Here is a 15,541-nt window from a genome sequence, read left to right on the forward strand (position 1 = left end):
TTCTTAGGATGGATAGTATTTGCGGTCGAAAACAAATATGGGGATTCATAGGGTCGGATATGTTGGTAGCATTGTCCGACTCTTTTTTGTGGTCACTTTCTGCTATATACGCATCGATATCGGGGTTTGAATGGATTGAAAGGGTTTTCTAGCTTTTACAGCCTTTACTATAAATGACGATCTTTCCGTCGAGCACCTCGTACCTCGCTTCGAGCACCTCACAGAGAATGCTCAGCTTGCTGAACATCGGCTGCCCGCCGAGCGAGGCAGTTACAGGGCATCCCTTCATAACATCACGGTCGAAAATGATGTCGATCTGGTAAGCCTCTTCGATGTCGGTAAGCACGGAGGAAGCGGGTGTGTTTACAAATTCAAATGATTTCGGGCTGTCGGAAGGCACGATTTCCGGGTTGTCGCTCAGCGTCCTGCGCATTTCGCTGCTGGCGTGTTCGAAAATCAGTTTCTGATTGGGCGTGAGCACCATCCCATTCGGCGTTTTGGACTGCGCGTTCTTCCGGCCTGCAAATTCCTGTTGTTTAAATACGGAAACCTTTCCTTCCCGCACTTCTACCAGTGTTTTGTCCGAAGCGTCTTTTGCGCGCACAAAAAAGCTGGTACCCAGCACTTTTGTCACTAAATCGGTCGTATACACCAGAAAAGGCCTCTTGGGATCCTTGGCGACCTGAAAGTAAGCATCGCCCGACAGGTACACAGTACGCTGATCCGCCGGAAATGTTTCAGCGAAGCTCAATCTGGATTGCGGGTAAAGCACCACCTGGGTACCGTCCATCAGCCTGATCACCTGCTGCTTACCGGAAGTATTTACCCGCTCGACAAGCTCCTTGCCGGAAACCAGCCCGTTATAGCCGCCATCGAAGTGATAATATTGCCATCCAGCCCATCCCAAACCGATCGCCAGCACCGCACAAGCCGCCACACGCGCCCATATCCCCGCATACCAGGGTCTGCCCAAGGGTTCTTCCTTGACAAGATCTGATCCATTAACAAAACCTGACTCCCTGACATCATCCGATTCTATAACCACGGCCAACTCCCTGACAACTCCTGACCCACTGACCACCTCCGACGCAAGCCGATGTTTTTCCGCCCGCATCCTGTCCAGAAGTCCGTGTATTTCCAGATCGATTTCCGCCTCATCTATTTCCGTTCGGTAATGGCGGTAGACGCTGTCCAGAAGCTTGCGCGCACTTTGAATATCCTTCGCCTGCGCGGGGTTTTCATCGATATATTGCTGCCAGAATACCGCATCCGTGGCTTCCTGATACCGCACCCAGGCCTGGAAACGGACATCGAGAACGAAATCTTCAAGGGTGTATTCCTGGTACTGATCCATGTTATAATTGTTTTCTAACCATACATAGGCAGCACTTGCATTGGAATAATCAAAATATTTCAAAAATTTTTTAAAAGGGAGGATGGAGGAAAGGGAGGAAAGAGGAAAGGGATATGTTTGTTTGCGTTTATAGACGGTCTTTCAGCTCCTGGATGGTGCGGTAAAGCAGATTCGCGACGGCGGGCCGGGAGATCCCCATGACCTGTGCAATGGCCTCGTTATCCATGCTTTCGAAAAAACGGAGGTAAATCACCTCCTGCTGGCGGCGGGTTAGCAGGTTGATTTGCTGGTTGAGTGTTTTGAGCATCTCTTCATTGGTTTCTATCTCAATGATATGCTCTTCAATGGATGCGTCGCCGGAGGTTTGGGCGGAAAAATCGAGGTCTTCGCCTTCGTTGATCCATTGCTGACGCTGGCTTTCGCGGTATATTTTGCGGCGGAGGGATTTAAGGAGATAGAATTTTACAAATGCCGTATCGCCGATCGTCTCCCGTTTGGCCCAGAGCTCCATGAAAAGATCCTGGATGCAGTCTTTTACAAACTCCCTGTCGCGTGAAAACTTCGCTCCGTAGCTGAAAAGGCTCTTATAGTAATGCCGCGCGATCCTGCCGAACGCTTCATCATCCCCCGCACGAAACGACTTCCACAAGTCGGCGTCATCAGCATTGTTTTCGGGATGGGATTGCATTCAGGAGAGGCACGTCGGTTATATATCGGGACTGCAATCCTACGCCTTTTTATATAATTAAACAATTTTTATTTTGGGAGAAAGAGGGAAAGGAAGGAGAGGGAGGAAAGGGAGGATGGATGAAAGGGAAGAAACAGAGGATGGGATAGATCTATCTTCCCCCTTCCTCCCTTTCCTCCCTCTCCTCCCCTTCCTCCCCTTCCTCCCTTTCCTCCCTTTCTTCCCCTTCTTCCCTTTACCGCGGATACGACGAATGGCTTTTCACCTTTAAGATCTGGCGCAGGTGGCGGTCTGTATGGCCCCACACGTAAATGAGCACCTGGTGCATATTGCGTGGTTCGGGGGTGCCGGTGAACTCGAAAATAGCGCGCATATCGGCTTCGCTATTGCGTACAAACGCCAGGTTTTGCTCCCTGCCGCGCAGGAAAAAGGTCAGGTTGTCTTTGCCTTGAATAAAACCTGTCGGCGTTGCTATTTCTGAGGATTTGTGCGGGTTCGGCTCCATGATAAATTCTTGATAATAACTATCGGGCCGCGTAGTTTTGAGCAATTCCGGTTGTGGCTTGTTGCGGGTGCCTATGCTCAGCTCCCTCGACCAAATGATTTCCCAGAGTGCCAGGTGCTCCACAATCTGACCAATGGACCAACGGTCGGGCGATTCATGAAATGCCCACTGCTCGGGTGTGAGGTTTTCTGTTTCCTTTACGATCGCATCGCGTGTGCGGACCAATTGATCGATGGTTGACTGTTTGTCAGCCGCGGTCCAGAGCTTTTCCTGAGCGAAGCATTGTGTGGCTACGCAGAGCCAAACAACTGCAAAAAATGTACTGATTTTCATAGCTTTTGTTTTGTGAACATTTGTTCCGAAACAAAGCAGTCGGCTTTTAAGAGGGCTGCGACCACCATTGTCCGGATTCGGCCGCAATTCTATTCGTTCTTCCGTTGTTTAACAATTATAATTATCCAAAGGAGGAAATCCGGGCATTTCCCGCAATTTCAGTTATTTAACGGAATTTCCTCCCAGCTTTCCCGCTCTGATAATCAAGTACGAAGGCGCACCCTCGCGGCAATGCGACGAGGAAGAATGTGAGCGCTATTGACTCAGGTAGGACGGTAATATGTTTCTGATCGTCGGATCATCGAGCAAACTCCGCAGGCGTACAGAATCCGGATAAGGTATTTCGAACTGACGTTGGACCAGCACGGACGGATCACCTGTTTTCAGGTATTTGCGCACGTTCGATTCCTGTTTCAGCGAGAGGTTGTGCGACTCGTGTACATTTTCCATATCGTGGCTATACCGGGTAATGTGCCCCATGACGAAGACAAAGAAAAAAACAGCGCCCAGCCAGGCAATGCTCGGTTTTTTAACAGTAGTCTCTATAAAACGGGCCGCAAACCAGGCATTACCGATCAGCCCGATGGTAAACAGTTCGGTGTAGCGCGAAGAGACGCTACCCATTGACTGCCCTCGCCCGTACGCGATCGCGAACGCCTGCGCGAGCGACCACATCACACATCCGGCCATGAACAGGTCCGCACGACTGCATGTACGGCTGTGCAAGAGCCAGGGTACCACCGCCAAGGCGGGCAACCACAACGCAATAGCGGCCGACCAGCCTTCGGACGCCGGCCATGCGAGGATGAATCGCAAGGCCCTGGTTACCTCCGGAATATTGCGAGAACGGTAGATCTGATTGGCTTCGATTTGCGGCATGATGGCATACCCGGCAACCGAAAGGCCCAGCAGTACCACCACCAGCCCGAGGTGTTTCCAGTTAAATTCCCGTCTCTCGAAACCCTGTAAAGCAAACACGCCCGTCACTGCAAGGGGCGTAAGAATGCCCGAAGCCATCGTTAAAATGCTCAGCCAGGATAGGACAAGCACGCCTACCATAGCCGGAAGGCTGTCGGGATACCGGACGGCCAGAATGATAGCCAACAACGTGAAAATAATAAGGAAATAGAACTGGCTCTGAAAACCAACCAGCAGGTTCTCGAATGCGAAAGGGAGCGAGAATTGAGCAATCATCGCAATCAGCACCAGCCAACGCGGGCCGTGCAAAGCCTTTTGCCGCATTAGAAAAAGCAGAATAATGAGCGGAATGCATGTCGCGACAAGGATATTCACCCGCGCGCCGGTCAGATTATCCCATACACCCGTCACATTAAAAATCAGCAGCGACAGCAACCGCGTAGGAAAAATGCGGTGCTCATTATGCGGCTGCCAAAGCTGACGAAGTTCAAGCCGCCCTTCGATCCACGGGCGGAGCAGAAAGTCCCCTTCGGCATCCCACTGGTCCCAATAAGGCAGCGGGATGGCGAAGGTTTCAACAAAATTGAACCGCGCTGCCGCGATAATCAGCAGCGTTGCGAGCAAAACAAGGATATTTCTTGTAGGCATACCTATTTTTCACGGATTGACTGCCCGTCCGGACCATGCTAATTAACGCATCTTCATTTAAATTTTATTGGTAACAGTAACAATACTTCGAGCTTTTACCGAAAACCTGCCGCCGTTGCTGCTCACAGGCACAGGTGCCAGATCAAGCTCCGCGGAAGTTTCGTAAGCCCTGGTCACTCCCGACTTTTGTCCCGATACGAGTGACAGCTGCACTTCCCTGTCCTCATTATCGCTGTTCACAATCACCGTAACCAATTCATTATTGGTATTTAAATAGGAAGAAACCAGTAACCCATCGGTACCCAGGCTGCTCGACGCTTCTATGCGTTTTGCCCCCGGGCGGACGAAGCGGCTGAAATTACCCAGCGCCCAAAGCATTTTGGATGACTGGAAATTACCGTCGGTTTTGTTTTTATCAATGTAAACCAGGCCGTCCTTGTAATCATAAGGCGAAACCGAAATCCACCAATGCCAGGCAGTCGCGTTGGCGTTTACGAGGTCGTTGTGGATCACGCGGGCAATATACAACCCGGAGGTAATGCTCAGATCGCGACCCTCTCCCCTGATTTCGCCGTCATTATCGCCCAGGATGCAATATTCCGTCTGCCAGTATTCGAGCCCTGGTACGGTCGCCAGCCCGCTCAAAAGCTGTTTGCGTTTCTCAACAGCGGTTTTATAAGGGGAAGTGGTGAAATAGCTGTGTCCCGAAATTGCCGGAAGCACATTTGGCAGGTTACCAATATAGTCGGTGCTGTTTTTGTCAAAGAAAGCGGTAATCTGGCTGGCGCGTCCCGGCCGGTTATGTTCAGAATAGAGGTATTCGATCTGCCCGGCTTCCGCGACATTGATTTGGGTCGAAAGGTTCTTCTTCAACAGTGAAGCGCTTAACGAGCGTGCAATGGCAGCGACCTGGTTGTTGAAATAGGGCGTGCCTTCCTGTCCGCCGTCGCTCCAATCCCACTGCGGCTCGTTCACCGGGCTTACGTACTGAAAAGTAATGCCCGTTTTCTTGCGGATACCATCAATCACATCGGCCAGGTAACCGGCAAATTTGTCGAACTGCGACGAGGCAAGGTTCGGCTGGCCATTCGTTGCATATCCCTTTCCGTTGGTCGTAAACTGTACCGGCGGGGTGTTTGGAAAAAGCAAAAATTGACCCACTCCTCGCTCTTTGGCCGCATTGAGAAACCACATTTGTCCCGCTTGCTTATTCCAGTCGTAGCCGCCGTCATTGGCAAAGAACGACTCCGCCCGCCGCCACTCGTCGCGGATACCGCTTGCATCGCCTTGCTCGGCGGTACCGCCACCTGCATTAAACCGCCACAGCGACAGGCCAATGCCTTTCAGATGACCATCGGCGAGGGTGTCTTTGCTGAAAAGCAGGTCGGCGATCGCATTCTTTTTAGTCAGCGGCCAGTTGCCTGCGAACTGACAGGCCCAGGCGTCGGAGCCCCCGAAATGCCGGATCGTTTGATAAGTTTTAGACGGATCGATCCGGATCGTCACCGTTTCGGCAACCGGATCGTTGGTTTTAGCAACGGGGTCGCTTCCGTGGCAGCCTGTCGACGCGGCCATGAGCACCCCGAGGAACAGTGTTCCGAGGTTTTGAGAAATTTGCATGAATTGGTCTGTCAGGGAATGGAAAGAAAAAGAACTCCCGGTGACTGAGTCACCGGGAGTGAAGGATATTAATAGCCCGGATTTTGTTCGAGCTTGTTATTCGAAGCCTGGATCTCGGTACGCGGGATCGGCAGCCAGTATTGCTTGTCGGCAAAGCTGCGGCCGGTAAGCGCTTCCTTACGGGTGTAGGTAAACGTGCTACCGCTCTTGCCGATCTCGACGCCGTATGCAGGCACATTTTCAGTGGTAGAGGCCACTTTCCAGCGGCGGACATCATAGAACCGGTGCTCTTCGAATGCGAGTTCGATGCGGCGCTCGTTGCGGATACGCTCGCGCATCTGCGCCTGCGTAAGGCCTGCGGGCAATGCGGGCATTCCCACACCCGTACGCTGACGGATCGCATTCACAGCCGCATAAACAGTCGCATCGGGACCAGAGGCTTCGTTTTGCGCCTCGGCGTAGTTCAGCAATATTTCGGCATAGCGGAAGTAAATCCATGTCTGCGTGCCGGCTACGTCCCAGGGGTTATCGATCGGCAGGTTGTCGTTCATGAATTTTTTTAGGTAATAGCCTGTCTTCGAGGTATTCCAGTTCGAAGGGCCGTCCTTGCTATCCTTTCCACCCGGCGTAAACGTTTCCACCGTGCTGCCCCGGTAGGGTGCCCCATTATAAAGAATGGTAGCATAAAAACGCGGATCCCGGTTCTTGTATGGGTTTTTCGGGTCGTAGCTGGTGTTGGCATCGGTAATGCGCGTCCCGTCCATCATTTCGTAGTCGTCCACCAGGTTCTGCACAGGCACATTACCGCCCCATGCATTATAGCTGTTCGGACCATTGGAAATTTCGAGACACACATGGCGCGCACCCACTGCGTACAAACGGCCGAAAATAATCTCCTGGTTATCGGTAGTCGTGAAAAGATTGCTGTACCCGCCTGTATAAAGCGAATATTTGTTCAAATCCATCACCGCCTTGGCCGCGGCAGCCGCTTGCTGCCATGTTCCTGCATTATAAAGCGGACTTGCAGCATAAAGTGCCAGACGTGATTTCAATGCCAATGCGGCGCCTTTGGTGGCACGGCCGAGTTTCCAGGTGCTGTTGTCGTTCGATGCAGGCAGTAATGCGGCTGCCTCGTCAAGCTGTGCGATCGCATAGTCCAGTCCTGCTTTAATCTCCGATCGCTGGAACAGTTCAGGGCTCGTCAGATCGTCACTTACTTCATATACTTTATCGCCCAGCAGCACCACTTTGCCATAGTTGCGCAGCAAATCGTGGTAGCGGAATGCGCGGATGAACTGCAATTCGCCTTTCAGACGGCTGCGGCGACCGGCGCTCATAGGCACTGCATCGATATTGGCCAGCGCGTAGTTGATCTCGCGGATACTCCGGTAGCTGCGGCCCCAGAATGTACCGGCGATACCGGTATTCTCCGGTGCGAGCTGCCCGCGCTGGATCAGCCAGGTGTTATCGTCGTTATTGTAAATGGATTCATCGGTAACGGACGACCACATCGCATATTCAAACCCGCGGCCAAAGCCGGGCAATGTGCCTTCCGCTTCTTTATCGGCCAGGCGAACGCCCATGTAGCGGTTCGTAACATATGCTTCGAAAAGTACAGAGTCGGAGAGAATGGACGCATCGGACACGCGGTCGGTCGGCACTACGTCCAGGAAATTCTGGTCACAGGCTGACAGCGAAAGCATCATCGCCGCGGCCAGGGCTGGTAATGTTAAGCTCTTTATTTTCATGTCAATCATGATTTCAATTAAAATTTGATATTGAGGCCCAGGTTCAGAATGCGTTGCTGCGGATAAAACTGGCCGCTGTTGCTGTTGCCTTCCGGATCGTAATCCTTCACGCCGGTGATCGTGAACAGGTTGAATGCGCTTGCGTAAACCCGCAGTGAAGAGATTTTAAGCCTCGATAATGCAGCTTTCGGCAGCGTATAGCCCAGCTCCACGTTTTTCAGACGAACGAACGAAGCGTTGTTCAACCAGAAATTATTGGCATACAAACCACCATTGATCGATGACGAAGCGCGGGTATCGACACGGGGGTACGAGCCGTCGGGATTCGAAGGGCTCCAACGGTTGTCGGCCCAGCTGCTGTAAAAGTTTCCAACCTGGCCTGATTCAGGCAACACGTACTGGCTTACCATACCCTGTCCGGCAAAAACGACAGCCAGGTCGAATGCGTCGTAACCCGCGTTGAAGGTCAAACCGTAAGTCAGCAAAGGCACATTACCGTATTTACTGCGTACCTGGTCATCGGCCGTGATTTTGCCGTCTTTGTTATAATCTTCGAGGATCAGATCGCCTGTACGCGCGCCTTGTACGTGCGGATATGCGTCCAGGTCTGCTTGCGTGCGGAAGATTCCGAGGGTATTATAGAGCAGGTTGGTGTAAAGCGGCCCGCCTGTCTGACGTTGATAGTCAAGTGCTCCCGGTGCTTCGTCGATAAAAATCACCTTACTTTTAGCATAAGTGATATTTCCTGAGATGTTGTAACGGAACTTGCCATTGTGGTTATAACCCAATGTCGCCTCCACCCCGGTATTGTTCACTTTTCCAAGGTTCTCATCTGGCACCAACGGGGTATTATCGTTGGTTTTATAAGGGTTTACGATACCGGAAGTATTTGGAATAGAAGCATTTCTTGCAGCCAGGATGTCAGATCTTTTCTGATTGAAATAGATCACTTCAATATTGAAATTTTTCAGGAAAACCGCATTCAAACCGATATCCAGCTTCTTGGAAGTTTCCCAGGTAATATTCGGATTGGCAAGCTTGGTAAGGTCGATACCGGGAGAGATCACACTGTTGCCCAGCACATACTGGTTCACGAACGAATAGTTGTTGTAGAACTGGAATTGACCTACATTATCATTACCCAATGTTCCATACGATGCACGGAATTTCAGATCGTCGATGAAATTGACGCTGTTTTTAAACCAGTCTTCTTCCGAAATCCGGTAACCGGCTGAAACCGACGGGAAGAAGCCATATTGCTTGCCTTTCGGGAACACCGACGAACCGTCGACCCGCGCCTGTACTTCGGCGAGGTATTTCTCATTGAAGTTGTATGCCAAACGGCCGATGTAGCTCCGGCGGGTAAAGTTGAAGCTGCTACCCGAGTTGTTCTTGTCGGTCGCCGCGGCACCACCCTGGGAAAGTTCAGGCGTGGACGTGGTTGGGAAATTGATCCGTGTAGCACCAAATTTAGCCTCGTTGCGCTTGTTCTGCTCGAAAGCCACGAATGCATTGATGTTGTGTTTGCCGAATGTTTTGAGGTAGCTCAACCGCAGGTTCTGCGTGATGTTGGTGATATTGAGCTGCGACTGGTCGATCGACGCCGCACCGGCCGATCCGCCTGTCACGACGCCCGTGTAAGTCCCGGTCGCTTTGTTGTAGTTATAAAGCGTGTAAGGCGTGCTGAACGACTTCGAGAAGTTGAACGATTTATCCACCGAGTAAAATCCGTCCACCGACAGCCCGTCCACAAACGGAAGGTTGTAGCTCGCACGCAGAATACCGTTGAAAATGGACGTCGGATTGCTCACGGTACCGCCCATGTTTGTACCCAACACGACAGGGTTCTGGTTTTCGACACCGGTCGAATAATAGCCGTTAGGATATTGTGCGATCACCGTCGGGTATGCCCGGTAAATCGAACGGAATGTGTTTCCTGCCGAAGAAATTGGGAAAGCGCGGTTCTCCTGGCGACCTGAAACGCCCAGACTTACCTTGAAATCCTTGGTTACATTGGCGTCGATGTTCGAGCGGAAATTGTACTGCTTGTATTTCGTAGCACCGTTTTTGTACAAACCGTCCTGGTAAATCGTCCCGAGCGAAACATAATATTTCACATTGTCGGTACCGCCGTTGATGGCCAGGCTGTGCTGGTTCTGCAACGCGAAATTCTTGAGGGTTTCTTTCTGCCAGTCGGTATTCGGATAGTTCAAAGGGTCGGAACCGTTCCGGAACTTCTCGATCTCTTCCGCCGAATAGTGCTGGTTCATTCCGCCCGACGGGTTATTATAGTAATCAATCTCGTTCATCATCGTCGCATACGTAGGCGCATCTGCCAGCTTGGGCAGGCGTGTAGGCGATGAAAAACCCTGGTTGAAGCTGTAAGAAATGACCGGTTTGCCTGTGGTACCGCGCTTGGTGGTCACCAGGATAACCCCGTTCGCCGCACGGCTACCATAAACGGCTGCCGAAGCATCTTTCAGGATCGAAATGCTCTCGATATCGTTCGGATCGAGGCGGTCGAGTCCCCCAACCTGTCCGGGAATTCCGTCGACGACGATCAGTACATCGTTGTTACCGGTCGTGGCGAAACCGCGCACCGTGTAGCTCGACCCGTCGTACCCTGGTTCACCGCCCCGGTTGTTGGCCACAAAGCCCGAAAAACGGCCTGCGAGTGAATTGGAAAGGTTGGGTTGCGGGCTTTTCACAATGTCGGCCCCTTTAACCTCAGAAACCGAGCCTGTTAATGTGGCTTTTTTCTGGGTACCATACCCCACCACCACGATCTCTTCCAGCGTTTTGTCGTTAGGAGCGAGTTTCACGTCCAGTTGCGAGCGGTTGCCGATTACGATTTCCTGGTTCAGGTAGCCGATGTAAGTGAATACCAATGTGCCGTTGCCGTCCGGCAGATTCAGGGAATATTTGCCGTCCACGTCGGTAGTAGTACCGGTGGAAGTCCCTTTCAGGATCACGCTCGCGCCAGGCAATCCCTCGCCGGTTTCGGAAGTGATCGTACCTTTCACGTTAAATGTGTTTTGTGCAAACGCTGAAAAGGAGGTTAAGGCGAAAAGCAGCATAAAACACGCCACCTGAAAGGCAGAACGGACGTCTAAGCATGCGGTGGGCCGACTAACGGTGTGCGTGGCCGCCCGGAGGGCTGGCCTGTCGCTTGGCCCATCACCTCTGTAAAAAGTTTTTTTCATACAGCTGTAAAAGTTGAATAATTGGTTGCCGGATCAGTTTAGATCAGTAGCGGCCCGAAATCTTGATTTAATCATAATCCAGGGATCGGTACGCCATTTTTATAAATTGATCAATCAAAAGTAGGACTATTTCAACCCGGCCATAGGGGGACATTTTCGCATTAAAGAGGGGGTGAATTCACAAAAAATGCCTGATTTTGTTAGAATCAGGCATGAAAAGCTAGGGAAACTCCAATAATCAACCGGTTTACCCGGACCTTTTTCGGAAAAAGTCCTTATCAATCGTCATTTGCTCGTGGAAGGGTGTTCTGAATTTTTTCACATATTCCGAAGGCTTCATGCCGAATAGTTTCTGAAAATGTTCCCGGAAATAGCGGATGTCGTTAATACCGACGCTGAATGCCGTTTCGCTGATCGTAATGTCGGTAGTAATGAGCAGCTGAGCGGCCTTGCGCAAACGAATGAAACGGACGAAACTCGTCGCCGACTGCCCTGAAATAGATTTAATGCGGTTGTACAGGGTCGAATGGCTCATCCCGATCTCTGAGGCAAGCACTTTTACATTGAATGCCGGATCGGTAATGTGATTTTCTACGATACGGATACATTCATTCAGGAACTCCTTGTATTCGGCCGAGATCTTGAAATCGCTCGTCTGCAAGGTGATTTCGTTATAAAAGTACCGTTGCAGATCGTTGCGGTTGCGCAGGATCGAGGCCACCCGCGCCACGAGAATATCCTTGTCGAACGGCTTGCCGATGTAATCGTCGGCCCCGCCCTCAATGCCTTTCAGGCGGACATCCTGAGAGGTACTGGCCGTGAGCAAGATCACCGGAATGTGGCTCAACGCCATATCAAGCTTCATTTGCCGGCACAATTCGATGCCGGAAGTACCGCCCATCATCACGTCGCTGATCACAATATCGGGCAAATGCCGGCGCACAAGTTCAAGCCCCTCCTCCCCGCTTCCGGCTTCGAACATTTTGTATTTTCCCGAGAAAATGGAGCCCAGGTACTGCCTGATCTCCGGATCGTCGTCAACCACCAGCATCGTATGGCTTTCAGTCGAAGGCTCTTTCATATCCAGCAGCTCGCTTTGCCAGTCGGGCATTGCAGGTGCCTTTACCGGCACTACACCTTCCGAAAGCTCTTCGAGCAATACCGAACCGCGCATTTCCCCACCAAGTGCGTGGGAAACGAGGTCTGGATGGTTTTTCCAAAGCGAAATATGGAAGGTCGTCCCGCGGTCCAGTTCCGACTCATACCACAATTGCCCGAAATGGTTCTCCGCAAATGTCTTCGCTAAATACAACCCGATTCCAAAGCCCCCTTTGGCAGCAAAACGACGGTCGGCATACTGATGAAAAACCTTGAAAATATCCTCTCCTGCATCCGCCGGAATCCCCGGCCCGGTATCGCTTACTACGATCTCGACCTTTTCCCCGACGTCCAGCACCTTCACTACCACGGCCCCATGCTCCGGCGTGAATTTCAATGCATTGGAAATCAGGTTAAAAACCGCTATTTCGATCTTCTCCCAGTCGCAGGTCACTTCCAGCTCCGTTTCCGGCACGGTCAGTTCGTACCGGATATGCTTTTGTTCCGCCTGGTGCAGGAAGCACTGAAATACCTCCGTCACGAGTTGCGGAAGGTTGTGCACGGCCGGTTTGAGCTGGTCGGTTTGCTGATCGGCCTTCCTGAAAAGAAGCAGCTGGTCCACGAGGCTCAGAAGCCTTTTTGCATTACGGTAAATGATATGCATACTGGCGGATGATGGGGCCGTTGTCCCCGCACCGTTGCTCTTCCCCGGTGTTGCCAACGTCTCGTTGGCTGACACGATCATCTCCCGTATCGGATTGATGATCAATGTAAGTGGCGTCCGGAATTCGTGCGAAACGTTCGTAAAAAAAGTAAGCTTCTTCTCGTTCAGCTCTATTTGCTGACGCGTTTCCAGATGTGCCAGCTGCACCTCGTACTTCATTTTTTCCTGGCCCAGCTTGTATTGCTGGTAATAGTAAAGCACAAGCCCGATCGTCAGGATATACAGAAAATATGCCCACCAGGTCTGGTACCAGGGCGGCATCACGCGAATGGGCAGCGAGGCAAAATCTTCAAACCAGATGCCGTCCTGATTGGCTACTTTTACCTTAAACTCATAATTACCCGAAGGCAGGTAACGGTATGTTGCCGAACGCTCATTTTCAACGTAACTCCAGTCCTTGTCCAGCCCTTCCAGCATGTAGGCATAGCGCGTGAGTTCCGGGTAGGCGTAGTTCAGTGCCGTGTAATCGATCGAGAACACCGACTGGTCGGGTTTGATGGAAAACCGCCGCGCCTTTCCCAGGTATTCAAACAGGGAAATCGCCTCGTTGCCCTCTTTGTCTTTGCCAAATATCCTGATCCCGCTGATCATCACTTTGGGCTGGTACCGCGACGCCCTCACTTGTTTAGGGTCGAAAAGGTTCCAGCCCTCGGTTCCCCCGAAGCTCATCAGGCCGCTTTGGGCGTTGAAAAGTGTAGAACCGGGGTTGAATTGCCCGCCTTGCAGCCCATGGCTCGTGTCAAAATTCTCGATCGTGCCCGTTGCCGCATCGATTCTCGAAAGCCCTTTATTGGTACTTATCCAAACTTTCTCGGCGCTTTCAGATTGGATCGCGTTGACCACATTACTTGCCAAACCGCGCTTCTCATCAAAAAAACGCACCGTTTTCCCGCGGGTATCGAACAGTAACAGCCCATTTCCCTCCGACCCAATCCAAAGGCGGTCAAGGCCATCCATATATAGCGAGAAAACAATCCGGTTCGACAAATACGGCTCCTTACCCGCTGCATTGAACCAGGATTCGAACCGCATTGTGCGCGTATTCAGGTAGTTGAGCCCGCCCCCGTAAGTACCCACCCACAGGTTTCCATACTTGTCCTCGGCAATCGCGCGCACATCGTTGGCATTGATGGAACTATTGGAAGGAATAAAATTGTGGAACCTGCCGGTAGGTTCATCAAGCAGGCTCAACCCTCCCCCATTCGTTCCCACCCAAATGCGATGCCGGCGATCCTGATAAATCACGCGGACGTCGTTAGTACCGAGCGAATGCGGGTCGGCTGGGTCGTGCGCATATCGTCTGAAAGTGTCCGTGGCAGGGTCATAGCGAACAAGTCCTTTGGAATAGGTTCCAAACCATAACCTGTCCTGCCGGTCGCGGTGCGCGGCAATTACGGCTCCGTCGGGCAGCTGCCCAGGCCCTGTGGAGGCGGCGTAATGTTTTAAAACTTCCCCGGAAGCGGTTGTTTTATAGATACCGTCGCCATCGGTACCGATCCACAGGTTGCCATCCTTATCCGCACACATGCCGTAGTAGCGCAGATAGCTTTCGGCCCTGGAATCGATGGTTTTCTGTTCAAACTTCCTGAATTTCTCGGGTATCGAACTAATCAGATATGCTCCTTCCCCGTACGTTCCGAGCCATACGTTCCGGTCCTTATCGATGTAAAGCGACTGAACGGAGCGCTGGGTAATACCCCTGTTATCCTTGTCCCGGATTTGCTCAAATAAGAGCGCATCCGGAGATTTCGTAGCCATTTGCGATAATGCCAGCCTGTAAATCCCGCCATCCTGCACACCGATCAGCAGGTTCTGGTTCCGGTCTTCGATGAGCGAAAGATAGATGTCGCTGCGATGGAAAGTATTGATATGCAGATCATAAAACCGATTTTCGGCCCTTTGGAAGAGAATCAGTCCACGCGAAGACGCGATCCAGACATTTCGAAGATGGTCTTCGTAAATAGCATTGATCCGGGCACGGGGCACGTTGCCCGGGTCCATCGCGACCCTGACGAGCTTTCCGGCACCATCGCGTTTCCAGACTTCGATACCGCTGTCGCGCGAGCCGAGCCACAGCATTCCCTGCGAATCTTCAAACACAATGAGAATCGAATTCGTGAAAAGCCCGGGCAGCGTCTGCTGGTTATGAAGTGTAAACCGATGGGTTTGTGTATTAAAGGAAGCAAAGCCGGAACCGTTCAGTGCAAGCCAAAGGCGATCGCCGGAACCCTGGCTGATGTCGCTCACATCATTGCCGACGCCGCTTTTATTTTGAAAAGGTTTATACCGGTTGAAGCTTTGGTTTGCAGGCACAAACTCACCGATACCGTCACGCGAGGAAACCCAGATCGTGCCGTTCTTGTCCCGGAGAATGGATTTGACATAGTTACCCGGCAAACTGCGCGGATCGTTGCGGTCGTATTTAAAGTTCCGGAACGCCGTGCCGTCGAACCGGCTCACGCCATCGCCCGTTGCAAACCACATCAGGCCATCGTTGTCCTGCGCGATGCTGTTCACCACACCAAAAGACAACCCCTCACGGATCGAATAGCGCAGCACCCGGCCAGCCGCATTGTCGGCAACCCTACCTGCAACAACCTGACCGGTAAAAGCCAGGCAGCACAGCACCGGCAACAAGGCTGTAAACAAATTTGAAAATACGCGTTTCATCACCCGCATAACCCTCTTTTCTGACATATTTC

8 protein-coding genes are annotated in these 15,541 nt (G+C 51.8%); all 8 read right to left on the reverse strand.

All coding sequences use genetic code 11. The annotated features are described in order from the left end of the window. Positions 1-148: 148 nt before the first annotated feature. Positions 149-1,354, reverse strand: a complete 1,206-nt coding sequence (locus AAHB90_RS11900) for a FecR family protein (protein WP_342085317.1) — start codon at positions 1,352-1,354, stop codon at positions 149-151. A 127-nt stretch (positions 1,355-1,481) separates the two neighbouring features. Beyond that, a complete protein-coding gene (locus AAHB90_RS11905) occupies positions 1,482-2,042 on the reverse strand; it encodes an RNA polymerase sigma factor (protein WP_342085318.1) in 561 nt (186 codons plus the stop codon). 235 nt (positions 2,043-2,277) lie between these two features. After that, a complete protein-coding gene (locus AAHB90_RS11910; protein WP_342085319.1) occupies positions 2,278-2,880 on the reverse strand; it encodes a DinB family protein in 603 nt (200 codons plus the stop codon). Between the two features lie 255 nt (positions 2,881-3,135). After that, positions 3,136-4,446, reverse strand: a complete 1,311-nt coding sequence (locus AAHB90_RS11915; protein WP_342085320.1) for a hypothetical protein — start codon at positions 4,444-4,446, stop codon at positions 3,136-3,138. Positions 4,447-4,503: 57 nt separating this feature from the next. Next, entirely contained in the window at positions 4,504-6,066 is a 1,563-nt protein-coding gene (locus AAHB90_RS11920; protein ID WP_342085321.1) for a glycoside hydrolase family 30 protein, read from the reverse strand. A gap of 68 nt (positions 6,067-6,134) precedes the next feature. Then, positions 6,135-7,814 carry a RagB/SusD family nutrient uptake outer membrane protein gene (locus tag AAHB90_RS11925; RefSeq protein ID WP_342085322.1) on the reverse strand — a complete coding sequence of 560 codons (1,680 nt, stop codon included), beginning with the start codon at positions 7,812-7,814 and terminating at the stop codon, positions 6,135-6,137. 17 nt (positions 7,815-7,831) lie between these two features. Further along, positions 7,832-11,017, reverse strand: a complete 3,186-nt coding sequence (locus tag AAHB90_RS11930; RefSeq protein WP_342085323.1) for a SusC/RagA family TonB-linked outer membrane protein — start codon at positions 11,015-11,017, stop codon at positions 7,832-7,834. A gap of 247 nt (positions 11,018-11,264) precedes the next feature. After that, positions 11,265-15,536 (reverse strand): hybrid sensor histidine kinase/response regulator transcription factor, encoded by a 4,272-nt coding sequence (locus tag AAHB90_RS11935; protein ID WP_342085324.1) that lies wholly within the window; start codon positions 15,534-15,536, stop codon positions 11,265-11,267. Between the last annotated feature and the right edge of the window lie 5 nt (positions 15,537-15,541).

The sequence above is a fragment of the Dyadobacter sp. OTU695 genome (assembly GCF_038440355.1).
GTDB lineage: Bacteria > Bacteroidota > Bacteroidia > Cytophagales > Spirosomataceae > Dyadobacter.

Excerpts from the sequence above, each read along its gene's own strand:
- AAHB90_RS11900 (WP_342085317.1), bottom strand. The coding sequence starts at position 1,354 with ATGGATCAGTACCAGGAATACACCCTTGAAGATTTCGTTCTCGATGTC.
- AAHB90_RS11905 (WP_342085318.1), bottom strand. The coding sequence starts at position 2,042 with ATGCAATCCCATCCCGAAAACAATGCTGATGACGCCGACTTGTGGAAG.
- AAHB90_RS11910 (WP_342085319.1), bottom strand. The coding sequence starts at position 2,880 with ATGAAAATCAGTACATTTTTTGCAGTTGTTTGGCTCTGCGTAGCCACA.
- AAHB90_RS11915 (WP_342085320.1), bottom strand. The coding sequence starts at position 4,446 with ATGCCTACAAGAAATATCCTTGTTTTGCTCGCAACGCTGCTGATTATC.
- AAHB90_RS11920 (WP_342085321.1), bottom strand. The coding sequence starts at position 6,066 with ATGCAAATTTCTCAAAACCTCGGAACACTGTTCCTCGGGGTGCTCATG.
- AAHB90_RS11925 (WP_342085322.1), bottom strand. The coding sequence starts at position 7,814 with ATGAAAATAAAGAGCTTAACATTACCAGCCCTGGCCGCGGCGATGATG.
- AAHB90_RS11930 (WP_342085323.1), bottom strand. The coding sequence starts at position 11,017 with ATGAAAAAAACTTTTTACAGAGGTGATGGGCCAAGCGACAGGCCAGCC.
- AAHB90_RS11935 (WP_342085324.1), bottom strand. The coding sequence starts at position 15,536 with ATGTCAGAAAAGAGGGTTATGCGGGTGATGAAACGCGTATTTTCAAAT.